General features: G+C 56.5%; 20 protein-coding genes and 2 tRNA genes. 21 read left to right on the top strand and 1 reads right to left on the bottom strand.

Features of this window, described 5'->3' with window-relative positions; all coding sequences use genetic code 11:
- Window positions 1–67 precede the first annotated feature (67 nt).
- From ELY25_RS01875 to greA, 5 genes are all read left to right on the top strand, one after another.
- The gene (locus tag ELY25_RS01875) at window positions 68–352 is read left to right on the top strand and encodes a DUF2218 domain-containing protein (RefSeq protein WP_126949617.1); all 285 of its coding nucleotides are present in this window, start codon (window positions 68–70) and stop codon (window positions 350–352) included.
- A gap of 152 nt (window positions 353–504) precedes the next feature.
- Window positions 505–1,311 (top strand): 4-hydroxy-tetrahydrodipicolinate reductase, encoded by an 807-nt coding sequence (gene dapB, locus ELY25_RS01870; protein ID WP_126949616.1) that lies wholly within the window; start codon window positions 505–507, stop codon window positions 1,309–1,311.
- 414 nt (window positions 1,312–1,725) lie between these two features.
- The gene (gene carA / locus ELY25_RS01865) at window positions 1,726–2,871 is read left to right on the top strand and encodes a glutamine-hydrolyzing carbamoyl-phosphate synthase small subunit (protein WP_185856292.1); all 1,146 of its coding nucleotides are present in this window, start codon (window positions 1,726–1,728) and stop codon (window positions 2,869–2,871) included.
- A gap of 71 nt (window positions 2,872–2,942) precedes the next feature.
- A complete protein-coding gene (gene carB / locus ELY25_RS01860; RefSeq protein WP_126949614.1) occupies window positions 2,943–6,173 on the top strand; it encodes a carbamoyl-phosphate synthase large subunit in 3,231 nt (1,076 codons plus the stop codon).
- A complete protein-coding gene (greA, locus tag ELY25_RS01855) occupies window positions 6,170–6,646 on the top strand; it encodes a transcription elongation factor GreA (protein WP_126949613.1) in 477 nt (158 codons plus the stop codon). Before carB ends, greA begins: the two co-directional genes overlap by 4 nt.
- Window positions 6,647–6,761: 115 nt before the next feature.
- Here greA and yhbY read toward each other — a convergent pair whose 3' ends face one another.
- On the bottom strand, window positions 6,762–7,088 hold the full coding sequence (gene yhbY / locus ELY25_RS01850; RefSeq protein ID WP_126949612.1) for a ribosome assembly RNA-binding protein YhbY: 327 nt from the start codon (window positions 7,086–7,088) through the stop codon (window positions 6,762–6,764).
- A 114-nt stretch (window positions 7,089–7,202) separates the two neighbouring features.
- Here yhbY and rlmE point away from each other — a divergent pair, with 114 nt between their 5' ends.
- The 16 genes from rlmE to ELY25_RS01770 all read left to right on the top strand — a co-directional run bounded on the left by rlmE (window position 7,203) and on the right by ELY25_RS01770 (window position 24,248).
- Window positions 7,203–7,850, top strand: a complete 648-nt coding sequence (gene rlmE / locus ELY25_RS01845; protein WP_126949611.1) for a 23S rRNA (uridine(2552)-2'-O)-methyltransferase RlmE — start codon at window positions 7,203–7,205, stop codon at window positions 7,848–7,850.
- Window positions 7,851–8,078: 228 nt separating this feature from the next.
- Complete coding sequence (ftsH, locus tag ELY25_RS01840) at window positions 8,079–10,088, top strand: ATP-dependent zinc metalloprotease FtsH (RefSeq protein WP_126949610.1); 2,010 nt, start codon at window positions 8,079–8,081, stop codon at window positions 10,086–10,088.
- Window positions 10,089–10,185: 97 nt separating this feature from the next.
- A complete protein-coding gene (gene folP, locus ELY25_RS01835; protein ID WP_422822364.1) occupies window positions 10,186–11,100 on the top strand; it encodes a dihydropteroate synthase in 915 nt (304 codons plus the stop codon).
- The gene (glmM, locus tag ELY25_RS01830; protein ID WP_126949609.1) at window positions 11,097–12,446 is read left to right on the top strand and encodes a phosphoglucosamine mutase; all 1,350 of its coding nucleotides are present in this window, start codon (window positions 11,097–11,099) and stop codon (window positions 12,444–12,446) included. Before folP ends, glmM begins: the two co-directional genes overlap by 4 nt.
- A 78-nt stretch (window positions 12,447–12,524) precedes the next feature.
- A complete protein-coding gene (gene tpiA / locus ELY25_RS01825; protein WP_126949608.1) occupies window positions 12,525–13,274 on the top strand; it encodes a triose-phosphate isomerase in 750 nt (249 codons plus the stop codon).
- Between the two features lie 4 nt (window positions 13,275–13,278).
- Entirely contained in the window at window positions 13,279–13,638 is a 360-nt protein-coding gene (gene secG / locus ELY25_RS01820; RefSeq protein WP_126949607.1) for a preprotein translocase subunit SecG, read from the top strand.
- A 34-nt stretch (window positions 13,639–13,672) separates the two neighbouring features.
- A tRNA-Leu gene (locus ELY25_RS01815) sits at window positions 13,673–13,759 on the top strand.
- 138 nt (window positions 13,760–13,897) lie between these two features.
- Window positions 13,898–13,974, top strand: a tRNA-Met gene (locus tag ELY25_RS01810).
- 306 nt (window positions 13,975–14,280) lie between these two features.
- Window positions 14,281–14,742, top strand: coding sequence for a ribosome maturation factor RimP (rimP, locus tag ELY25_RS01805; protein WP_126949606.1), 462 nt, complete (start codon window positions 14,281–14,283; stop codon window positions 14,740–14,742).
- Window positions 14,743–14,814: 72 nt separating this feature from the next.
- Complete coding sequence (gene nusA / locus ELY25_RS01800; protein ID WP_126949605.1) at window positions 14,815–16,329, top strand: transcription termination factor NusA; 1,515 nt, start codon at window positions 14,815–14,817, stop codon at window positions 16,327–16,329.
- A gap of 27 nt (window positions 16,330–16,356) precedes the next feature.
- Window positions 16,357–18,900: a translation initiation factor IF-2 gene (gene infB, locus ELY25_RS01795; protein WP_126949604.1), complete on the top strand. Its 2,544-nt coding sequence runs from the start codon at window positions 16,357–16,359 to the stop codon at window positions 18,898–18,900.
- An 18-nt stretch (window positions 18,901–18,918) separates the two neighbouring features.
- Window positions 18,919–19,329, top strand: a complete 411-nt coding sequence (gene rbfA / locus ELY25_RS01790) for a 30S ribosome-binding factor RbfA (protein WP_126949603.1) — start codon at window positions 18,919–18,921, stop codon at window positions 19,327–19,329.
- Window positions 19,329–20,249: a tRNA pseudouridine(55) synthase TruB gene (truB, locus tag ELY25_RS01785; RefSeq protein ID WP_126949602.1), complete on the top strand. Its 921-nt coding sequence runs from the start codon at window positions 19,329–19,331 to the stop codon at window positions 20,247–20,249. The genes rbfA and truB overlap by 1 nt, the downstream gene beginning before the upstream one ends.
- Before the next feature lie 121 nt (window positions 20,250–20,370).
- Window positions 20,371–20,640: a 30S ribosomal protein S15 gene (gene rpsO, locus ELY25_RS01780; RefSeq protein WP_126949601.1), complete on the top strand. Its 270-nt coding sequence runs from the start codon at window positions 20,371–20,373 to the stop codon at window positions 20,638–20,640.
- A 165-nt stretch (window positions 20,641–20,805) separates the two neighbouring features.
- Window positions 20,806–22,968, top strand: a complete 2,163-nt coding sequence (gene pnp / locus ELY25_RS01775) for a polyribonucleotide nucleotidyltransferase (RefSeq protein ID WP_126949600.1) — start codon at window positions 20,806–20,808, stop codon at window positions 22,966–22,968.
- Between the two features lie 110 nt (window positions 22,969–23,078).
- On the top strand, window positions 23,079–24,248 hold the full coding sequence (locus ELY25_RS01770) for an MFS transporter (RefSeq protein ID WP_126949599.1): 1,170 nt from the start codon (window positions 23,079–23,081) through the stop codon (window positions 24,246–24,248).
- The last annotated feature ends 25 nt before the right edge of the window (window positions 24,249–24,273 follow it).

The raw sequence follows: 24,273 nt of genomic DNA, 5'->3' as shown, positions 1-24,273 counted from the left end.
GACCGTTTGGCAGTCATTGATGTTCCCCATAAGCTAGCTGTATCACCTTTATTCAGCGGAGAACCCTATGCCTTTATCACGTGCTGAAATTACTACCGCTTCAGGCGAGCGCATCATCAACCGGCTTTGCAAGCATTGGGCGCATAAGCTGGAAGTGGAATACACCGCGCAAGACGCCAAGATCGTATTCCCGGAAAAGGGCACCTGCCTGCTGCACGCAGAAGCTGACAAGCTCTCGGTGTCTATCGAAACGCTGGAAGAAGCGCATCTTGATCAGTTGGAAGGCGTGGTCGAGAATCACCTGGTGCGCATGGCCAAGGATGAAGAGTTGGTAGTGGTCTGGGAAAACTAGGTTGTAGGAATACGTTTGCAAGAACCAGGCTTTCTTGAGACGGTCACTGACTCCCTTGACGCGTCTGTTATAATCGGCGGCTATCTTGAATCGTTCGATTTGACCGTGCGTTGCAGAGCTACTTGCAGCGCACACTGCACGCAGGAGTTCGCATGACCCGAGTTGCCATTGTGGGCGTGGCTGGCCGTATGGGCCGTACGCTAGTAAGCGCTGTTGAACAGGATGCTGGCGCCACCCTCGCCGGTGGCATTGTTGAACCGGGCAGCTCGCTCGCAGGCGCCGATATTGGCGAACTGGCAGGCGTTGGCAAGCGCGGCGTTAAGGCAGTGGATTCGCTTTCAACCATTGTTGACGACTTTGACGTGCTGATCGACTTTACTGCCCCTCAGGTCACGCTCGCCAACCTGGCGTTTTGCGCCGAGCACGGCAAGCGTATCGTGATTGGCACGACTGGCATGAGCGACGATGAACTTGCTCAATTGGACGCCTACCGTGACAAGGTGGCCATGGTGTTTGCGCCCAATATGAGTGTTGGAGTGAACCTCACGCTTAAGCTATTGGAAACCGCCGCTAAAGCGTTGGGTGACGAAGGCTACGATATCGAAATTATCGAGTCGCATCACCGCCACAAGGTGGATGCGCCTTCCGGTACCGCCATCAAAATGGGTGAAGTGGTGGCCGACAGCCTCGGACGTACATTAAAAGAGCACGGTGTATTTGAGCGGGTAGGTCAGTGCGGGCCGCGTACCGATAAAGAGATCGGCTTTGCCACCGTACGCGCTGGCGATATCGTGGGTGAGCATACGGTCATGTTTGCCACCGAAGGCGAGCGCATCGAAATTACCCACAAGGCCTCCAGCCGCATGACCTTTGCCAAGGGTGCGGTTCGCGCGGCGCGCTGGGTGTCAGGTCAGGAAAACGGCCGCTACGATATGCAGGACGTGCTGGCGCTTAACTGATATAGGGGCAAATTCTGGAATAAAGGGCTAGCCGAAGGCGGTGAAATCCTGTAACATTCCATAAATTTTGGTCGGGTGGCTTATCGAAAGCAGACGGCGCGCTTGTTGCGTTGGTCAACCCACTGCCTGCCCAGGTAGTTACAGCGTCTGTATTGCCTGAGGCAAATAGAACAACAAGCGGGATGAAACCGATTTTTTCTTTATCGGCTTCGTCCCGCTTTTTTACGACCCTAATTTCGAGCGTTTGATAAGAAAGTTTCGAGCGTTTGATACAAAAATTTCGGCAACTAGCTTCAAAAAATTAATCTCGATTCTGGTGAAGGCGCCCTCAGGGGCGCTTTCAACCAGGATTGCTGAGCCTGCGCCCACAGGCTCCCACCAGCATGGGAGGATCTTGACTTGAATAACCCCGCATTGAGCAAACCCGCAATATTGGCCCTGGAAGATGGCAGTGTGTTTCATGGAGTAGCCATTGGCGCGGAGGGAGTAACAAGCGGTGAGGTGGTGTTCAATACGGCCATGACTGGCTATCAAGAAATTCTCACTGACCTCTCTTATTCCCGCCAGATCGTTACCCTTACTTATCCCCATATCGGCAATACCGGCATTAACACCGAAGACGTCGAGTCTGCCTCCATCGCGGCGGCTGGCCTGGTGATTCGCGACCTGCCGCTAATGGCCAGCAGCTTCCGTTCTGAGCAGAGTCTGTCTGACTATTTGAAAAGCCAGAATGTGCTGGGTATTGCGGACATCGACACTCGTCGCCTGACGCGTATTTTGCGCGACAAGGGCGCACAAAACGGCGCGATTCTGGCGGGTGCAGAGGCTGAAGGTGATGACGCAGTAGAGCGTGCGCTAGCTGCCGCCAAGGCCTTTCCTGGTCTGAAGGGAATGGATCTGGCCAAAGAAGTTTCCTGCAAGGAAGCCTATGAGTGGTCGGAAGGCGAGTGGACGCTAGGAGAAGGCTACGCGGATGCTACTCAGGCTGAGCGCCCTTACCATGTGGTGGCGTATGACTACGGCGTGAAGTTCAATATTCTGCGTATGTTGGCCGCACGCGGCTGTCGCTTGACGGTGGTGCCTGCGCAAACGAGTGCCGCTGAGGTGCTGGCGATGAACCCAGACGGTATCTTCTTGGCCAACGGTCCGGGCGACCCCGAACCCTGCGACTATGCCATCAAGGCCATCCAGGAAATACTCGAAACCGATACCCCGGTATTCGGTATCTGCCTGGGTCATCAGCTGCTGGCGCTCGCCTCGGGTGCTAAGACCGTCAAGATGAGTCATGGCCATCACGGCGCTAACCATCCGGTTCAAGATCTGGACACGGGCGCAGTGATGATCACCAGTCAGAACCATGGCTTCAACGCCGATGAAGCGAGCCTTCCATCTAACCTTCGGGCGACGCATCGCTCGCTGTTTGATGGCACGTTGCAAGGTATTGAGCGCACTGACCGGCCGGCGTTCAGCTTTCAGGGACACCCCGAGGCGAGTCCTGGCCCGAAAGACGTGTCGCCGCTGTTCGACCGCTTCGTTGAGATGATGCAGGCGCGCCGTTAAGCCGTCGCTCTAGTCATCACCGTATCGCCGTCTTTTGTTGCTCATCGTCACCATTTTTTGCGGGAACCGTTATGCCTAAGCGTACCGACTTAAACAGTATTTTGATCATTGGTGCTGGCCCGATCGTCATCGGCCAGGCCTGCGAATTCGACTACTCCGGCGCCCAGGCGTGTAAAGCGCTGCGTGAGGAGGGTTACCGGGTTATTTTGGTCAACTCCAACCCGGCCACCATCATGACCGACCCGGCCATGGCCGATGCCACCTACATCGAGCCGATTACTTGGCAGGCCGTCGAGAAGATCATCGAAGCCGAAAAGCCCGACGCCATCCTGCCCACCATGGGTGGTCAGACCGCGCTGAACTGCGCGCTGGATCTGGAAAAGCATGGGGTGCTCGAAAAGCACGGCGTGGAGATGATCGGTGCCAACGCCGATGCCATCAACATGGCGGAAGACCGCGACCTGTTCGACCAGGCCATGAAGCGTATCGGCCTTGAGTGCCCGAAGGCAAAAGTCGCCCACACCATGGATGAAGCCTGGGAAATTCAGGCAGAGCTTGGCTTCCCGACCATCATCCGGCCTTCCTACACCATGGGCGGCTCCGGCGGCGGCGTGGCGTACAACAAGGAAGAGTTTGAAGAAATCTGTACGCGCGGTTTCGAGCTTTCCAACAACCATGAACTGCTGATCGATGAATCGCTACTGGGTTGGAAAGAGTACGAGATGGAGGTTGTTCGCGATAAGAACGACAACTGCATCATTGTGTGTGCGATCGAAAACTTTGACCCCATGGGCGTGCACACTGGTGACTCCATTACCGTAGCGCCGGCGCAAACGCTGACGGACAAAGAGTACCAGATCATGCGCGATGCGAGCCTCGCGGTACTGCGCGAGATCGGCGTGGAAACCGGCGGCTCCAACGTGCAGTTTGGCATGGACCCGAAAACCGGGCGCTTGGTCGTGATCGAGATGAACCCGCGGGTATCGCGCTCCTCGGCCCTGGCCTCCAAGGCCACCGGCTTCCCGATTGCCAAGATCGCCGCCAAACTCGCGGTAGGCTACACGCTGGACGAGCTGCAGAACGACATTACCGGCGGGCGTACCCCAGCGTCTTTCGAGCCGTCCATCGACTACGTGGTCACCAAGATTCCGCGGTTCACCTTCGAGAAATTTCCGCAAGCCAACGATCGCCTGACCACCCAGATGAAGTCGGTGGGCGAGGTCATGGCCATCGGTCGTACCTTCCAGGAATCCTTGCAGAAAGCCCTGCGTGGCCTGGAAACCGGTAACGACGGCCTCGACCCGATCATTACCGACTTCAACCCGGAAAACATGGCCCTGATCAAGGGCGAACTTCAGGCCGCGGGCGCCGAGCGCATCTTCTATGTGGCGGATGCCATGCGCGCCGGCATGAGCGTGGATGAAATCTTTGCGCTGACCAATATCGACCGTTGGTTCCTGGTGCAGATGGAAGATCTGGTGCTTTCTGAGGCCGCCGTGGCCAAGCGCACCTTGGTCGATTTCTCCGCCCAAGAGCTCTATCGGCTTAAGCGCAAAGGCTTTGGCGATGCGCGCCTGGCCAAGCTTCTTGGTGTCAGCGAAAAGGAATTCCGTCAAACGCGTCAGGCCGCCGGTATTCGTCCTGTCTACAAGCGCGTAGATACCTGTGCCGCCGAGTTCGCATCAGACACCGCCTACATGTACTCCACGTATGAGGAAGAGTGCGAAGCGGATGTTTCCGATCGTCAGAAGATCATGGTATTGGGCGGTGGCCCTAACCGGATCGGCCAGGGTATCGAGTTTGACTACTGCTGCGTACACGCGGCATTCGCCATGCGCGATGACGGCTATGAAACCATCATGGTCAACTGCAACCCGGAAACCGTCTCGACCGATTACGACACCTCGGATCGTCTCTACTTCGAGCCGGTGACGCTGGAAGATGTGCTCGAGATTGCCGATAAAGAGAAGCCGGTCGGCGTGATCGTTCAGTTCGGTGGCCAGACGCCGCTGAAACTGGCTCGTGAGCTTGAAGCCGCTGGCGTGCCGATTATCGGCACCACGCCGGATGCCATCGACCGTGCCGAAGATCGCGAGCGCTTCCAGGTGATGATCGACAAGCTCGGCCTGAAGCAGCCGCCCAATGCCACCGCGCGCAGCTTTGAAGAAGCCTTCGCCAAGGCTGAGAAGATTGGCTACCCGCTAGTGGTGCGCCCGAGCTACGTATTGGGCGGCCGCGCCATGGAGATCGTCTACGACGCTTCCGAGCTTGAGAACTACATGACTAATGCGGTCAAGGTCTCCAACGATTCGCCGGTGCTGCTGGACCACTTCCTGAGCGCGGCGGTAGAAGTAGATATCGATGCGGTTTCTGACGGCCAGCAGGTAGTTATCGGCGGCATCATGCAGCACGTCGAGCAGGCGGGCGTTCACTCCGGTGACTCTGCCTGTGCGCTGCCGCCCTACTCGCTGCCGGCGGATGTACAGGACGAGATGCGCGACCAGGTTAAGCGGATGGCTGTAGAGCTGGGCGTCAAAGGCCTTATGAATGTGCAGCTGGCCTGGCAGGATGGCGAGATCTACGTGATCGAGGTGAACCCGCGCGCTTCGCGCACCGTGCCGTTCGTCTCCAAGTGCATCGGTACCTCGCTTGCCCAGATCGCCGCACGTTGCATGGCGGGCACCACGCTTGCCGAGCAGGGCTTTGAACACGAAATCATTCCGCACTTCTACAGCGTGAAAGAAGCGGTCTTCCCGTTCAACAAGTTCCAGGGCGTTGATCCGATCCTTTCGCCGGAAATGAAGTCCACCGGTGAAGTGATGGGCTCGGGCGACACCTTCGCCGAGGCGTTTTTCAAGGCGCAGCTAGGGGCGGGTGAAGCGATTCCGGCGCTTGAAGGCGAGCGCAAGGCCTTCCTTTCCGTGCGCGAGCCGGACAAGGAGGGGATTATCGAAGTGGGTCGTTCTCTGCTAACATTGGGGTTCACGCTATGTGCGACACACGGCACGGCAGCAGCGCTTGAAGCGGCTGGCCTGGCGGTGGAGCGCGTCAATAAAGTCTACGAAGGCCGTCCCCATATCGTCGATCTGCTGAAGAACGACGAAATTGCCTACATCGTGAACACCACCGAAGGTCGTCAGGCAATTAACGACTCTTCGATCATTCGCCGTACTGCTCTTGCGCGCAAGGTGCCTTATGCAACCACCTTGGCGGGCGCTAATGCCGTTTGCATGGCGCTTGAGTACGGTAGGGAAATTACGGTGCGGCGCCTTCAGGATCTGCATGCAGGAGCAAGTCAATGAACAAGGTCCCGATGACCGTTGCGGGCGAAAAGAGTCTTCGCGAAGAGCTTGAACATCTGAAGGGCACCGCTCGCCCCCAGGTGATTGCCGCTATCGCTGAAGCGCGCGAACACGGTGATCTCAAGGAGAACGCCGAGTACCACGCCGCCCGCGAGCAGCAAGGGTTTATTGAAGGCCGTATTCAGGAAATTGAAAGCAAGCTGTCCGTTGCCCAGGTCATTGATGTCACTAAGCTGCCTAAAACCGGCAAGGTGATCTTTGGTGTCACGGTATCGCTGCTTAATCTGGATACTGATGCCAACGTAACCTACCGCATCGTGGGTGAGGATGAGGCGGATATTAAGTCTGGCCGCATTTCAGTCACTTCACCCATTGCGCGCGCGCTGATTGGCAAGGAAGAGGGTGATGTCGCCGTGGTGAAAACCCCCGGCGGCGACGTGGAGTATGAAATTGAAAGCGTTGAATACGTGTAAGTGCTAGACCTCTAGGCCTAGCAGGTGCCCGGCTTACCGGGCGCCCATTAAAAAAGCCCGCATCTCAGGTTTATGACAACCGAATCGCGGGCTTTTTATTGATCAATCAGCGGCTTTAGTGACGGCCGTGATGATCCTCGAAGCGTGTTACGTTAGAGAGCTTCGGATTGGCTTTAGGATTTCTGCGATAAAGCAGCGCCATTTTGCCAATGGTTTGAACCACTTCGGCGCGGCTGTCGGCGATAAGCTCGTTGAGCATGGTTGCTCGATCGTCACGCTCAGACAGGGCAAGTTTCACCTTGATGAGCTCGTGATCGTTGAGCGCGCGGTTGAGTTCTGCGAGCAGATTTTCGGAGACGCCGTTCTCAGAAACGGTGACCACCGGGTTCAAATGGTGGCCAATGCTACGAAATGCTTTCTTTTGTGCCTGTGACAAGCTCATGGTATCTTGCGGTATCCCGGTTAGCGCTTAACGTTCCATCTTACGGTGAAATGCCACCGAGTGAAAGCTATCGCGTTAACGCGCCCATCTCTTATTCCAGTGTTAGATTCTCATATGCAGCAAAAGCCCCCAAGCCGTAAACATTCCGTCAGCAAGACCAGCAATAACTGGAAGAAGGAACATTTTGACGACCAGTACGTCAAGCAGAGCTGGCAGGACGGCTATCGTTCCCGGGCAAGCTATAAACTGCTGGAGCTGGACGAGAAAGATAAGCTGTTTCGTCCGGGCATGACGGTGATCGACTTGGGGGCGGCCCCGGGCGGGTGGAGTCAAATTGCCGCAGAGAAGGTGGGGCCTGAGGGCGTGGTAATTGCCTCTGACATACTGGAGATGGACGCGCTGGCAGGCGTGGACTTCATTCAGGGCGATTTTACCGAGGAGAGCGTACTCAATGCGATTCTCGAGCGCCTGGGAAATCGTCCGGTAGACCTTGTGATGTCCGACATGGCCCCCAATATGAGTGGTATGGCAGCTATTGACCAACCCCAGGCCATGTATCTGGTCGAGCTCGCCCTTGAGCTTGCCCGTGAAACGTTGCCGCCTGGTGGGCGGTTTTTAGCCAAGGTGTTTCAGGGCGAGGGGTTTGATACCTACCTTAAAGAGCTGCGTGGCAGTTTTGACCGAGTTGTGACTCGTAAGCCGGATGCCTCGCGAGCACGTTCGCGGGAAGTCTACTTTCTAGCCGAGGGGTTTCGCGGCTAAACTATGAGCACGGGTACGAAAACGGGCGTGAAAACGTGCATAGCAAAGATTTATCACCGCGATTGCCAGACAGGCAGGCGCAAGGTGTGTCACATTATGCGTATGAAATAAGCGTGATACAGATGGCCCAAAGCCAACAGTGCTTTGGCAAGGGTTGAACGTTTGGTACTGCGGCAAGGTCTTAGTATCAGCGGTTAACTGACGGATTCTTGTAATGAGGGTAGCCCCTTGAACGATATGGCGAAGAACCTGATTCTGTGGCTGGTCATTGCGGCTGTGCTACTGACAGTGTTCAACAATTTTAGTACGGAAAGCGCTCCGCAGAACACGAACTACTCACAGTTTGTGCAGCAGGTGCAAAATCAGCAGATCCGCAGTGTCACCATTGATGGTTATACCATTCAAGGTGAGCGTACGGATGGGTCGCAGTTCCAGACTATTCGTCCGGCGGCGGAAGACCCCAAGCTGATGGATGACCTGCTAAGCAATAATGTGACTGTGGTAGGTAAAGAGCCAGAGCAGCAAAGCATCTGGACGCGCCTGCTGATTGCAAGTTTCCCGATTCTCTTGATTCTGGCCATCTTCATGTTCTTCATGCGCCAGATGCAGGGTGGCGCGGGTGGCGGTAAAGGCGGCCCTATGAGCTTTGGCAAGTCCAAGGCCAAGCTTTTATCTCAAGATCAGATCAAGACCACCTTTGCCGACGTAGCTGGCTGTGATGAAGCCAAGGAAGAAGTGGAAGAGCTGGTCGACTTCCTGCGCGAACCCACCAAGTTCCAGCGTTTGGGCGGCACCATTCCGCGTGGCGTTCTTATGGTGGGCCCGCCGGGAACCGGTAAAACGCTGCTGGCGAAATCCATTGCCGGCGAAGCGAAAGTGCCGTTCTTCTCGATTTCAGGCTCTGACTTCGTTGAAATGTTCGTGGGTGTTGGTGCGTCTCGCGTGCGTGACATGTTCGAGCAGGCCAAGAAGCAGGCACCCTGCATCATCTTTATTGACGAGATTGACGCGGTCGGCCGTTCACGCGGTGCAGGCATGGGCGGCGGTAACGATGAGCGCGAGCAGACGCTGAACCAGCTGCTGGTTGAGATGGATGGTTTCGAAGCCAACGAAGGCATCATCGTGATTGCCGCGACCAACCGTCCTGACGTACTCGACCCGGCGCTGCTGCGCCCAGGCCGTTTTGACCGTCAGGTGACTGTTGGCCTGCCGGATATTCGTGGTCGTGAGCACATACTGGGCGTTCACCTGCGCAAGGTGCCGCTGGCTGAAGACGTCAAGCCTTCGCTGATTGCGCGCGGCACACCCGGCTTCTCGGGCGCGGATCTTGCCAACCTGGTCAACGAGTCAGCTCTGTTTGCCGCGCGCCGTAACAAGCGCTTGGTAGGTATGGAAGAGCTTGAGCTTGCCAAGGACAAGATCATGATGGGCGCCGAGCGCAAATCCATGGTCATGACCGATAAAGAGAAGCTCAATACGGCGTATCACGAATCTGGCCACGCGATTATCGGCCTGGTGATGCCCGAGCACGATCCGGTCTACAAGGTCACCATCATCCCGCGCGGCCGTGCGCTGGGTGTCACCATGTTCCTGCCGGAGGAAGACCGTTACAGCCTGTCGCGTCAGCAGATTCTCAGCCAGATCTGCTCGCTGTTTGGCGGACGTATCGCTGAAGAGATGACCCTGGGACCCAACGGCGTCACCACTGGTGCCTCCAATGATATCAAGCGGGCGACCGAACTTGCCCACAACATGGTCGCGAAGTGGGGTCTGTCTGATGAAATGGGTCCGATCATGTACGACGAAGACGAGTCGCATCAGTTCCTCGGTGGCCCAGGTCAAGGCGGTAGCAAGCTGAAGTCGGGTGATACTACTACGCGCCTGGATAAGGAAGTACGCAAGATTATCGATGAGTGCTACGAGCAAGCGCGTCAGATTCTACACGATAACCGTGACAAGCTGGACGCCATGACTGAAGCGCTGATGAAGTACGAAACCATCGATGCCAACCAGCTGAAAGATATCATGGAAGGCCGCGAGCCGCGTCCGCCGGAAGGCTGGAACGACGGTGACTCCTCGGGAGGCGGTACACGCGTTAGTGACGATACACCTAAGGCGCAGGGGGATACCTCAACACCGCCAGACAACAGCGCCTCCGGCGATGACGGCGAAGAAGAGGATGACGACGGCCCGCGTCGTCGCCCCTCGGATCCGCTGGGTGGCTCAACCGGCCCTTAAGTACTTCTGGTAGCTCATCAAGGCGCCCCATCATGGGGCGCCTTTTTTGTTATCCTGTGGTCAACCATAGCGCTGCTTCTTTTTTATAGGCGTCAGCATGAAATCAATAATCGACCCTCCTAAGTCTCAGGCAATGAATGATAATGTGAACATGCGCTGCGGGCGCCATCTGCTGGATCTCTCCTTCCCACGGGTAATGGGTATTCTAAACGTTACGCCAGACTCGTTTTCTGATGGTGGCCGTCATGTCGCTTTGGATGATGCGTTGCGCCACGCTGAGCGCATGCTGTCCGAAGGTGCTGCCATCATCGATGTGGGCGGAGAGTCCACGCGCCCCGGCGCCGTCCCGCTGAGCGAACAAGAAGAGCTTGATCGCGTGGCCCCCGTGGTGGAAGCGTTGGTGCGTGAACTGGATGCGCTGGTGTCAGTGGATACCAGTAGTCCTTTGGTGATGCGTGAGGCCGGCGCGTTAGGAGCAGGCATGCTGAACGATGTGCGTGCCCTGGAGCGGGAGGGTGCCTTGATGGCGGCGCTTGGCAGCGGTTTGCCGGTATGCTTGATGCACCGTCAGGGAGAGCCGCAGGACATGCAGCAGTCGCCGACCTATGATCAGCCAGTAGAGCAGGCGGTGGCGGCGTACCTGGTAAAGCGGGTGGCGGAATGTGAAGCGGCAGGGCTGCGCCGCAATCGCCTGCTGCTGGACCCAGGATTTGGTTTTGGCAAAACCGTTGAGCATAACCTGCGCCTGCTGAAATACATGGACTCACTACAATCGCTTGGGCTACCGCTGCTTGTCGGAATGTCGCGCAAAAGCATGATCGGCAAGGTGCTGGGAAGGCCGGTTGAGGAGCGTTTGGCGGGGGGGCTTGCGCTCTCCGCCATGGCCGTTGAACGTGGCGCTAGAATCTTGCGTGTACACGATGTGGGGCCAACGGTAGATGCTGTCAATATGGCATGGGCGGTGCTGCAGGAGGGTTGTGAAATGCCTTTGAATGAGGAAAAACAGTTATGACACGACGCTATTTTGGTACCGACGGTATTCGCGGTACGGTCGGGCAATCGCCTATTACCGCCGATTTCATGCTCAAACTCGGTTGGGCGGCCGGTCAGGTGTTGCGGCGCGAAAAGGGCCGGACGCGGGTGCTGATCGGTAAGGATACGCGTATTTCAGGTTATATGTTTGAGTCAGCGCTTGAGGCCGGACTGTCTGCGGCAGGTGTTGATGTTTCGCTTCTCGGTCCCATGCCGACACCGGGGATCGCGTATCTGACCCGCACCTTCCGGGCTGATGCAGGGATCGTGATTTCGGCCTCGCACAATCCGTTTGACGATAACGGCATTAAGTTCTTCTCGTCAGAAGGCAAGAAACTTCCTGATGAAATGGAAGACCGTATCGAAGCGATGCTGGATGCGCCGCTTACCACCGCCGAAGCGGCGCAGCTCGGCAAGGCCGCACGCATTGACGATGCGGCCGGGCGTTACATCGAGTTTTGTAAATCGACGTTGCCGGATCGCTTGAGTCTGCATGGTTTGAAGGTGGTGCTGGATTGTGCCCATGGCGCAACCTACCACATTGCACCAAGCGTTTTCCGCGAGCTGGGGGCAGAAGTCAGTGTGATTGGTGCCTCCCCCGATGGCCTGAATATCAATCATCATGTCGGCTCGACTCACCCGGCGTCCCTGCGTGCGTCGGTGATCCATCAGGGCGCTGACCTGGGAATTGCATTTGATGGTGACGGTGACCGCGTCCTGCTGGTGGATGGTGACGGACGCGAGGTGGATGGCGACGATATTCTCTATCTCATCGCCCGCGACCGCTTTGAGCGTGGTCTGTTGGAAGGCGGCGTAGTGGGCACTTTGATGAGCAACTTTGGCCTTGCCGTGGCGCTTGAAAAGCTGGGCATTCCCTTCAAACGTGCCAAGGTGGGGGACCGCTTTGTCATGGAGATGATGGCCGAGAACGGTTGGGAGCTGGGCGGCGAGGCCTCTGGGCATATCGTTTGCAGCCATGTGCAAACCACCGGTGACGGGATTGTTGCTGCCCTGCAGGTGTTGGCACTGATGATGCGTGAGCAGAAATCCCTGCCGCTATTGCTTCAGGGCCTTGAGAAGACGCCTCAGGCGCTGGTTAACGTGCGCCTACCCGCAGGCACCAAGGCGAGTGATGTCATGGCTTCAAGCGCGCTGGAAGAAGCCGTTGCCGCGCTTGAGGAGAAGCTGGGCGACCAGGGGCGGGTGCTGTTACGTCCTTCAGGTACCGAACCCTTGATTCGGGTGATGGTGGAAGGAGCCGAGCATATGAACGTTGACCAGCTGGCTAATGAGCTGGCTGAACGTGTTCAGGCCTTGCTCGAATAACACGACTGTGCTTGTCAGCGGTTGTCTTGGCAGGGCCGCTCCTATACCATTTCGCTCCACCTTGAGTGAGGAGAGCTGATGCGTACGCGATTGATTGCCGGTAACTGGAAAATGAATGGCTCCACGGCACTGATTAACGACTTTGGCAGCGCGTTTGCTGATGTGACGCTGCCCGAGGCTGTAGATGTTGTGGTGATTCCGCCTTTTCCCTATCTGGATGCGGCCCGTCAGGCGTTCCACAATACGCCGCTTCAGCTAGGCGCGCAGACGCTCAATCCGATCGACTCAGGGGCGCATACCGGAGAAGTCAGCGGCCGTATGCTCAAAGAGCTTGAGGTAACCTACGTGTTGGTAGGTCATTCCGAGCGCCGCGAGCTATACCGTGAAAGTGACGAGCAGGTGTTTGATCGCCTGTTGGCCGCCCTCAGCGTAGGGCTTAAGCCGATTCTCTGCGTAGGTGAATCACTTGCCGAACGCGACGCCGGCCAAACCATGGATGTGGTGCTACGCCAGGTTGGCTACGCCATGTCCCGTCTGGACCCGGATCAGCGTCAGCAGGTAGTGATTGCCTATGAACCTGTATGGGCCATCGGTACCGGGCGCACGGCAACGCCTGAGCAGGCGCAGGAAGTAATGGCCGGTATTCGGACCTATCAGGCAGGATTCAATACGGCGCTTGCTGAGCAGCTCACTCTGCTCTACGGCGGCAGTATGAATGCTAAAAATGCGGCTGAGCTCCTTGCCCAGCCGGATATCGACGGCGGTTTGGTGGGTGGTGCTTCGCTCAAAACCGACGATTTCTACGCCATTTGTCAGTCAGCAGGATAACGCCATGCAAGTTGCAATTCTTATGGTCCATGTGGTGATTGCGGTCGCCCTGGTGGTATTGATCCTGCTCCAGCAGGGTAAAGGTGCTGATGCAGGCGCCTCTTTCGGAGGCGGTGCCTCACAAACGGTATTTGGCTCGCGCGGCAGCGGCAACTTCTTGTCGCGGACTACCGGCATTCTGGCGGCAGGATTTTTTGTTACTTCCATGGCGCTGGCATACTTCGCAACGCAAGCAGGTCAGGCACCGGAAGCAGGTATTCCTGATCCGCGCCTGATCGAGCAGCAGCAAAATGTTCCAACGCTTGACGACAGTCCTGCAAGTGTGGATAATACCGCGCCAGTGCTAGAGGAAAGTAGCGAGTAATTGTTTGATATCGCTTTCTTTAGCCTCCCCTGATGCCGAAGTGGTGGAATTGGTAGACACGCTATCTTGAGGGGGTAGTGACCGTATGGTCGTGCGGGTTCAAGTCCCGCCTTCGGCACCATCTGTTTTGCTGGCTCGCCAGCTTCCCAGAGTTCTTTGTCAAAGAACGTTTGTCAGAGAAAACCAGGTTTGGCACCTGAGACGAAAAGATAGCTTGACGTAAGTGGTTCAAGTGTCTATTATCGTCGACCTAGATTGATGCGGGGTGGAGCAGTCTGGTAGCTCGTCGGGCTCATAACCCGAAGGTCATCGGTTCAAATCCGGTCCCCGCTACCATTTTCTGGTAGCACGTTAGATAGGCGGCTAGCCTGACAAATCACATTGATGAGATGTCGTTAAAGGTAAATCGTCAAGTAGGGAAGCCTGCGCTGTGTTGCTAAGATGGTATTACAGGTTTCTTATGAAAAGCCCCTTCCTGTGAAGGGGCTTTTTGTTAGCAAGCTTTTTGTTAACAAGAGTGTCTCAGAGCGGATATCGTCCGAGTTGCCGGAGACACATTTCCGGGTAACGCCAATCAGCCACCTAGCTTTTCTTAAGACTCCCGGCCAGGTGCCTGACGCAACGGCTGTAGGAGCTTTGTCTGTGGCCACAAAACACGCGGCGCTTCATGCGCTAATTGAACCTGTCGTAGCCGCCATGGGCTTTGAACTGTGGGGTATCGACCATCTTTCCCAGGGCAAGCAATCGCGGCTGGTAATTTATATTGAGCGCGAAAGTGGTGTCAGCGTGGAAGACTGCGCTGATATTAGCCGCCAAGTCAGTGCCGTGATGGACGTGGAAGACCCCATTCCCGGCGAATACCGGTTAGAAGTTTCTTCGCCCGGTATGGCGCGCCCCTTGTATACCCTGGACCAATTCACCCGTTACCAAGGCCACCATGTCGCGCTGAAACTGCGCGTGGCATTTGACGGTCGGCGTAAGTACCAAGGGCTTTTGGCAGGTATCGAAGGCGATGAAGTACTGCTACAAATGGATGGCGAGGAGTACTGCTTTCCCATTGAAAGCATTGATTCAGCGCACATCGTACCGCAGTTCGACGATTAACCGGGTAGCGGCGCTGCCGGCAGGCTGCCGGGGTGATGCACAAAAGGACAGGTTTTCTGGCGAGGCAAACGCATGAGTAAAGAAATTTTAATGGTCGTTGACGCGATCTCCAATGAGAAAGGCGTTCCCCGGGATGTCATCTTTGAGGCGGTAGAAGCCGCTCTTGCGAGCGCGTCACGCAAGCGTTTTGAAAATGAAGAAGCCAACGTGCGGGTACATATCGACCGTCGCACGGGGGAATACGACACTTTCCGCTACTGGACCGTAGTGGAAGATGACGAATTCGAAACGCCAGATTACGAAATCAAGGAAACCATCGCCGAGCAGCGCGATCCGCCTTTGAAACTGGGCGACGTTGTCGAAAAGCAGATCGAAAACGCGATGTTCGGGCGTATTGCAGCGCAAACGGCCAAGCAGGTCATCGTACAGAAAGTGCGTGAAGCCGAGCGTGCTGAAGTGGTGCGCCAGTACGCCGACCGTGAAGGCGAGCTGGTGGCCGGTATCGTCAAGAAGACCACCCGTGACGGTTTGATCATTGACCTGGGCGAGAATGCCGAAGCGTTCCTGCCGCGCAATGAGATGATTCACGGTGAGCGCTACCGCATGAATGAGCGGGTTCGCGCGCTGCTGGTCAAAGTCGACCCGGATGCCCGTGGCGCCCAGCTCCAGCTGTCGCGTACCAACCCGGCGCTGATTATTGAACTGTTTAAAATTGAAGTGCCTGAAATCGCTGAACAGCTGATTGAAATCAAGGGTGCTGCTCGCGACCCAGGTTCGCGAGCCAAGATTGCCGTCAAGACCAATGATCGTCGCATCGACCCGGTAGGAGCGTGTGTGGGGATGCGCGGTTCACGCGTTCAGGCAGTCTCATCCGAGCTGCAAAACGAGCGTGTAGATATCGTGCTGTGGGACGACAACCCCGCTCAGTTGGTGATTAACGCCATGGCACCTGCCGATGTTGGGTCTATCCTGGTTGACGAAGACGCCCATGCGATGGACGTTGCCGTGGCCCAGGACAACCTGGCTCAGGCGATTGGCCGTAGTGGTCAGAACGTACGCCTGGCTTCAGAACTCACCGGCTGGCGTATCAACGTCATGACCGAAGAGGAAGCTGAATCCAAGCGCGAGCAGGAAATTGATAGCCTGGTGGATTCCTTTGTCCAGCACCTGGGTGTGGACGACGATGTCGCCCGCCTGCTGGTGGAAGAAGGGTTTACCACGCTTGAAGAAGTAGCCTACGTGCCGCTGGAAGAGATGCTCGAAATCGAAGAGTTCGATGAAGAACTGGTTGAAGAGCTGCGTGCACGTGCCAAAGACGAGCTGCTGACGATGGCCATTGCCTCGGAAGAAGCATTAGACGGTGCCCAGCCAGCGGCTGATCTGCTGGAAATGGACGGTATGGAGCGCCATCTGGCCTTCATTCTGGCCAGCCGCGGCATTGTCACTATGGAAGATCTCGCCGAACAGTCTGTCGACGATCTGGTCGATATCGAGGAGTTGGACGAAGCGCGCGCAGCGGCACTGATCATGACTGCCCGTGCGCCCTGGTTCGAAGAAGATGACGCATCGGATTCGAACACACAGTAAACAGGTCACGGGCTGAGGAGGATCATTATGTCAGATATGACAGTTAAAGATTTTGCAGTAAAGGTGGGCCGTGATGTGCCCCGCCTATTGGAACAGATGAAAGAAGCCGGTTTGAAGCATGCCTCGGAAGGCGATGCCGTGTCTGAAGAAGACAAGCAGAAACTGCTCAGCTTTTTGAAGAAAAGCCATGGTGGTACTGAAAGCGATCCAGCCAAGAACCGCATTACGCTGACGCGTAAGACACGCAGCCGCATCAAAACCGGCGAGCGCGGTAAAACGATCGAAGTGCAGGTACGTAAGAAAAAGACGTACGTTAAAAGCGCCGAAGAGAACAAGCCGAAAGCCGCCGAGCCCAAGCATTCTGGCCCGCGCCAGCTAGTTGGCGATATGGCAGAAGCTGAAGCCGAGCGTAAGGCTCGCGATGCGCGTGATGCTGAAGAAAAAGCCGCGGCCGCGAAAGCCAAGGCAGCTGAAGACGCAGCGCGTAAAGAGGCTGAAGCCAAAGCCGTCGCTGAGCCTAAGGCTACGCCTAAAATTGAAGTGCCCCAGCTTGAGATTAGCGACGAAGCACCGGCTGAAGATATGCCGCCGGCGCCGCCGAAAGAAGGCCGTACCGACCGTCGTACCGCGCCGCCCAAGAAGGCTGCTGCGAAGAAGAAAGGTCGTGACGACGATGATGATCGTGGCGATCGCGAAGAGCGTAAGCGTGGCGGTGGCGCGAAGAAAGTAAAACGTGCCGAGCGTCGTGGCGGCCGTCGCGGTGGTGCAAGCCAGAGCGGCAACGGCAAGCATGGCTTCCAGAAGCCGACCCAGCCGATCGTGCGTGAAGTCTCGATCCCTGAGTCGATCAGCGTTGCTGATCTGGCTGACAAAATGTCGATCAAGGCCAACGAAGTGATCAAGGCCATGTTTAACATGGGCGCGGCCGTGACCATCAACCAAACCATCGATCAAGATACTGCAGCGATCGTGGCGGAAGAGATGGGTCACAAGGTCAAGCTGGTTAAAGATGACGCGCTGGAAACGGAAATGCTCGAAGGCATCTCCTACGAAGGCGAAGAGATCACCCGTTCACCGGTTGTTACCGTAATGGGTCACGTTGACCATGGTAAGACCTCGCTGCTTGATTACATTCGTCGCGCCAAAGTAGCTACCGGCGAAGCGGGTGGTATTACTCAGCATATCGGTGCTTATCACGTTGAGGACGATCACGGTGGTGTGACCTTCCTAGATACCCCAGGTCACGCGGCGTTTACCGCCATGCGTGCCCGTGGTGCCAAGGCAACCGACGTGGTTATCCTGGTCGTGGCGGCCGATGACGGCGTAATGCCACAAACGGTTGAGGCGATCGAGCACTCCAAAGCGGCCGAAGTACCTATGGTCGTTGCGGTGAACAAGATTGATAAACAGGGCGCTGATTTTGACCGTATTCGTAACGAACTCTCGCAGCATGGCGTGATTTCCGAAGAGTGGGGCGGTGATACCCAGTTTGTTCACGTTTCCGCCAAGACCGGTGAAGGCATTGAAGAACTGCTGGAAGCGATCCAGCTGGTCTCTGAAGTGCTTGAGCTTAAAGCGGTACCGTCTGCGCCGGGTAAAGGCGTTGTCGTTGAGTCGCGTCTTGATCGAGGCCGTGGCCCGGTAGCTACCGTACTGGTTCAAAACGGTACCCTGAAGAAAGGCGACATCGTTCTAGCAGGCCTGCATTACGGCCGTGTACGTGCGCTGACCAACGAACTTGGTCAACAGGTTGAGAACGTCGGTCCCGCCATGCCCGTAGAGATTCAGGGCCTGGACGGCACGCCGGATGCCGGTGACGACTTCATGGTAGTTGCCGACGAGAAGAAAGCCCGTGAAGTGGCTAACTTCCGTCAAGGCAAATACCGCGAAGTACGCCTGGCACGTCAGCAGAAAGCCAAGCTTGAGAACATGTTCAGCCAGATGGGCCAGGACGAAGTGGCCAAGGTCAACATCGTTCTGAAAGCCGACGTACAAGGCTCGCTGGAAGCGATCAAAGGCGCTCTGGAAGAACTCTCCACTGATGAAGTACAAGTGGCAGTGGTCTCTTCAGGTGTCGGCGGTATCACCGGTACTGACGCCAACCTGGCGCTTGCCTCTGAGGCAATCGTGGTCGGCTTTAACGTCCGTGCCGACGCCGCTGCCCGCGAGATTATCGAGCGCGAAGGCCTGGATCTGCGTTACTACAGCGTCATTTACCACTTGATCGATGAGGTCAAGCAGGCGATGAGCGGTATGCTCGCCCCCGAGTGGAAAGAAGAGATCGTGGGTGTTGCCGAAGTACGTGACGTGTTCCGTGCGCCGAAGATCGGGGCAGTGGCTGGCTGTATGGTCGTCGAAGGTTCTGTGTTCCGTAGCAAACGCATCCGTGTACTGCGTGATAACGTGGTCATCTACGAAGGTGAACTTGAGTCGCTGCGCCGCTATAAAGACGACGTCCAAGAAGTACGTAATGGCGTTGAGTGTGGCATCGGTGTGAAGAACTACAACGATGTCCAGGTCGGCGATAAGATCGAAGTCTTCGATCAAGTCAAAGTCGAGCGCAGCCTGTAAGGCCGCGAGGAGACAACCATGCGCGAATTTAAGCGTACCGACCGAGTAGCCGACCAGCTCCAAAAGGAGCTGGCGGTACTTATTCAGCGCGAAGTCAAAGACCCGCGTTTGGGCATGATCACGGTGAGCGGCGCGACCGTTAGCCGTGATCTTGGCTACGCCGATATCTATGTCACCCTGCTGGGTGAACAGGAGCCCGAGCGTATCAAGGAGAACCTTCAGGTGCTCAAGCGCGCTGCCGGTTTTCTAAGAAGCCAGATTGCCAAACGTATTCAGCTACGCCATGTCCCTGAACTACGCTTTCATTACGATGAGAGTGTGGTGCGTGGGCAGCACCTCTCTTCCCTGATTGAAGAGGCCGTGTCGACTGACCGGGCTCGTCAAGCTGACGAAGAGAGCGATCCTGATCAAGGTGAGGAGGCGCGCTAATGGCCCGTCGCCGTCGCGGTTTACCGGTCAATGGGGTATTGCTGCTGGATAAGCCCAAGGGCATTTCCAGCAACCATGCCCTGCAGCGTGTGCGTCGTTTGTTCGAGGCCCAAAAAGCCGGGCATACCGGCACGCTGGATCCCATGGCAACCGGCTTATTGCCGATTTGCTTGGGGGAGGCCACCAAGTTCTCCGCGCACCTGCTGGAAGCCGACAAGATGTATCGCACCCGTGTTGAGCTGGGTGTGATCACCGACACCGGTGATGCGGAAGGCACGGTGATTGAGCGCCGCGAAGTGCCGTCGTTAACAACGGATGATATTGAAGCTGCTATTGCGCGCTTTCGCGGTGAGATCGATCAGGTGCCGCCGATGTATTCGGCGCTAAAGCATCAGGGCAAAAAGCTGTATGAGCTGGCCCGTGAGGGTAAGCAGGTAGAGCGTGCAGCGCGGCGGGTAAGCGTGTATGATGCGCGCCTGCTTGCGTTTGACGGCACGGCATTTGAGCTTGAAGTCACCTGCAGCAAGGGGACTTACATCCGCACGCTGGCCGAAGATATCGGTTTGGCGCTGGGGTGTGGTGCTCACATCAGTCAGCTACGCAGACTCAAAACCGGGCCTTTTACGGGTGACGCGATGTGGACGCTAGAAGCGCTTGAAGCATTGGCTGATCAGGCCTCGCGGGAGGCTGAATTAATGCCCGCTGATGTGCTGGTGGATCACCTGCCAACGCTTGAGGTGGACGAAACGGCTTATGGGCGCTTAGCCCATGGTCAATCGGCCAACTTGACCATTGGTACGCTGGCCCCCGATGCATTAGCAAGACTTTATTACGCCGAGACGTTTATCGGCCTTGGCGTTGTAAAAAGTGCTCAGGAAGTAGCACCCAAGCGACTGTTAAGTACCGTCGCTATCTCGTAAAACCGTTGCAAGGACGTGGCGATTTGCGCGAAAATTGTACGTCGAAAAGAGTCGCCTGAGACTGCAAATATGCGTGGTCTCACCCATTCATTTTTAGGCATATTGCTTACTGGAGAGACAGATGGCTTTAACCGCTGAGAAGAAGGCCGAGATCGTCAACGAATACGGCCGCGGCGATAACGATACCGGTTCCCCTGAAGTACAGGTTGCACTGCTGAGCGCCAACATCAATGGCCTGCAGGACCACTTCAAGACCAACAAGCAGGATCACCACTCTCGTCGTGGTCTGATTCGCATGGTAAACCAGCGTCGTAAACTGCTGGACTACCTGAAGCGTAAAGATTTCGATCGCTACCAGTCGCTGATTCAGCGCCTCGGTCTGCGTCGCTAAGAAAGGCGCATTTCGCTTCGCGAAATTACGCTTTTCTATTGTGGGTCGAAACGGGCAGCTCCCTGGGAGCTGCCCGTTTTTTTGTTTCTGGTAGCCGTAACGCGCCACAGCGCCTAGAATAGTGGCGAGTCAAAACGACCCAAGCGAATAGACAAGTAGATATTCATGTTAAAGGAAGTCGCCGTGAATCCGGTAAAAAAAACGTTCCAATACGGTCGTAGCACCGTCACGCTAGAAACCGGGCGTATCGCTCGCCAGGCCACCGGTGCCGTTATGGTCACCATGGACGAAACCGTTGTGCTGTGTACAGTGGTTGCTCGCAAAGAAGCTAACCCCAGCCAACCCTTTTTCCCGCTCTCGGTTCACTATCAGGAAAAAACCTACGCGGTAGGTAAAATTCCTGGCGGCTTCTTTAAGCGTGAAGGGCGTCCGACCGAGAAAGAAACGCTGACCTCGCGTCTGATCGATCGTCCGATCCGCCCGCTGTTCCCCAAAGGCTTTATGAACGAAGTGCAGGTCATCTGTACCGTTCTGTCTACCGACCGTAACCATGATCCGGATATTGCCGCGATGCTGGGTACTTCAGCTGCACTCAGCATTTCCGGCGTGCCGTTCAACGGCCCGATCGGTGCTGCGCGCGTTGGCTTCAATGAAGAACAGGGTTACTTCCTTAACCCGACCGTTGAAGAGCTGGCTACTTCTGAGCTGGACATGGTCGTCGCCGGTACTGAAAACGCCGTGCTGATGGTCGAGTCCGAAGCCAAAGAGCTTCTGGAAGACGAAATGCTGGGCGCCGTGCTGTTTGGCCACCAGGAAATGCAGGTGGCGGTTAGCGCCATTAAAGAACTGGTTGCCGAAGCCGGCAAACCACGTTGGGATTGGCAACCTGCCCCTGAAAACGTGGCGCTGAAAACCGCCATCGCGGGCGCGTTTGAGACTCAGGTGGGCGATGCCTATCGCATCACCGATAAAATGCAGCGCCAAGATGCCCTGTCAGCCCTGAAAGATCAGGCGATTGAGCAGCTTGCAGCCGTTGACGGCGAGCCGGTTAACGACAAGTTCAGCAAAGATGAAGTAAAAGGTGCCTTTGCCAGCCTTGAGAAGCGCGTTGTACGTTCACGCGTTGTAAAAGGCGAGCCGCGCATAGACGGCCGCGACAACTTTACCGTGCGTCCGCTGGCGATCGAAGTGGGCGTTCTACCCAAAACCCACGGCTCGGCCGTCTTCACCCGCGGTGAAACCCAGGCGATTGCAGTGGCAACGCTGGGTACCCTGCGCGACTCTCAGCTGATCGAGTCGCTGGAAGGCGAGCGTAAAGACCGCTTTATGCTGCACTACAACTTCCCTCCTTACTCGGTAGGTGAAGCGGGCTTTATGGGTGGCCCGAAGCGTCGCGAAATCGGCCATGGCCGTTTGGCACGTCGTGGTATTCAGGCCATGCTGCCGTCTGAAGAAGCTTTCCCCTACACCATTCGCGTGGTGTCGGAAATTACCGAATCCAACGGCTCAAGCTCCATGGCGTCGGTATGTGGCTCTTCGCTTGCGCTGATGGATGCGGGTGTACCACTGAAAGCGCCGGTTGCCGGTATCGCTATGGGCCTGGTAAAAGACGAAGACGGCTATGCGGTACTGACCGATATTCTGGGTGATGAAGATCATCTTGGCGATATGGACTTTAAAGTTGCCGGTTCAGAAGAGGGTGTGACCGCCCTGCAGATGGACATCAAGATCGAAGGCATCAACGAAGAAATCATGGAGACCGCGCTTCAGCAGGCCCACAAAGCGCGTCTGGGTATTCTTGAGCAGATGAACGTGGTTATCAGCCAGAGCCGTACCGACGTCTCCGAGAATGCGCCTTCCATGGCGACGATCAAGATCGACCCGGAAAAGATCCGCGACGTTATCGGTAAGGGCGGCGCCACCATTCGCAAGATCTGCGAAGACACCGGCGCGTCTATCGATCTCGACGACGACGGCACCGTACGCATCTACGCCGAAGACAAGGCGGCCGCCAAGAAAGCTATCGATACCGTACTGGCGATTACCGCCGAAGCGGAAATCGGCAAGCTTTATCAGGGTAAAGTAGTGCGTATCGCCGACTTCGGCGCCTTTGTGAATATCATGCCGGGCACCGATGGTCTCGTGCATATTTCACAGATCGTTGCCGAGCGTGTGAATAACGTGCGCGATTTCCTGAACGAAGGCGATGACGTGGTGGTGAAGGTGCTCGATATCGATAACCGCAACCGCGTGAAGCTCTCGATTAAAGAGATCACCGAAGAAGAGAAGGCGGCGTTTGCCGCTGAAAACGAGAACACCGCGGACTAAACCAACGCTGGGTTCTCTATGCCGCCCCCGTAGCCCCTGGCTGCGGGGGCGGCGTTGTTTGGTTGAAAGAAAGTTTGGTTCAAAGAGCGTTGGGGTAGAAGGGAGAGGGTATGGAGAAGGAACAGGCACCACGCTGGTGGGCGGTGGTGGCCATAATGATCGGCATTTTTTTATTGGTAACTGCTGAGCAGTTGCCAATCGGGCTACTTTCTCAAGTGGCCTCGTCAATGGATGTTACTCCCGGGGTCGCCGGTTTGATGGTGACGGTGCCCGGCGTGGTGGCGGCTTTTTCGGCGCCACTGTTGCCAGTGGCGGTAGGCCGTATGGATAGACGGGTCATGCTGACGTTGCTGATGGGCGTGATGGTGATTGGCAGCGTGCTTTCGGCGTTTGCGAGCAGCTTTATATTGCTGTTGGCGGCGCGGGTGCTGGTAGGTATCAGCATCGGTGGCTACTGGGCCGTGGCGGGCAGTATCGCTCCGCGCTTGGTGCCTGAAGATAAAGTTGCCAAGGCCATGACGATCATTTTCGGCGGCGTGGCGGCGGCTTCGGTGCTGGGCGTACCCTTGGGCACCCTGCTAGGCGATCTTAGCAACTGGCGGGTCGCCTTTGGGGCATTGGGCGGTTTCAGCCTGTTGACCGCACTAGCCCTGTGGTGCTGGCTGCCGCCCCTGCCGCCCAGAGAACCGGTGCGTTTAAAGGTGCTGGCCCAGCAGTTTGGCAATCGCGGTGTGCGAGTGGCCGTGTTGGTCACGGGTTTTGTGGTGGTCGGTCACTTTGCGGCGTACACCTTTATCAGTCCCATCCTGCAAGACATCAGCGGCGTGGCCCAGCGCCACGTGGGCAGTCTACTGCTGCTTTATGGGGCGGCGGGAATCATTGGAAATATTGCGGCAGGCATGTTTGCTGCGCGCCATCCTTACCGGGCGGTGCTGGCTATCCCCAGCCTGCTGCTGGTTGTGGTCGCCGCGTTTCCGTTTTTGGGTGTGCAGCCCACTAGCGGTGTATTGATGTTAATGATGTGGGGGGCGGTATTCGGCAGCGTCTCGGTAAGTATTCAGACCTGGATTCTGCGCACCGCGCCAAACACGGAAGCCGCCACGGCGCTGATGGCCTTTGTATTCAACCTCTCCATTGGTTTGGGCGCCATGGTAGGCGGTCGAGTCGTCGATGCCACCAGCCTGCCGGTCACCATGTGGTCGGCATCGCTGCTGTTCCTGCTGGGCGCCTTGCTGGTATGGCGAACGCCGTCGCGTATTGTGGGTATGAAACATCGCTAGATGACAGTAATAAAAAAATGCCCCA

This window comes from Vreelandella populi (assembly GCF_003989825.1).
GTDB lineage: Bacteria > Pseudomonadota > Gammaproteobacteria > Pseudomonadales > Halomonadaceae > Vreelandella > Vreelandella populi.
The sequence above is the reverse complement of the archived record's forward strand: the minus strand, read 5'-3'. Positions and strand labels throughout refer to the sequence as shown.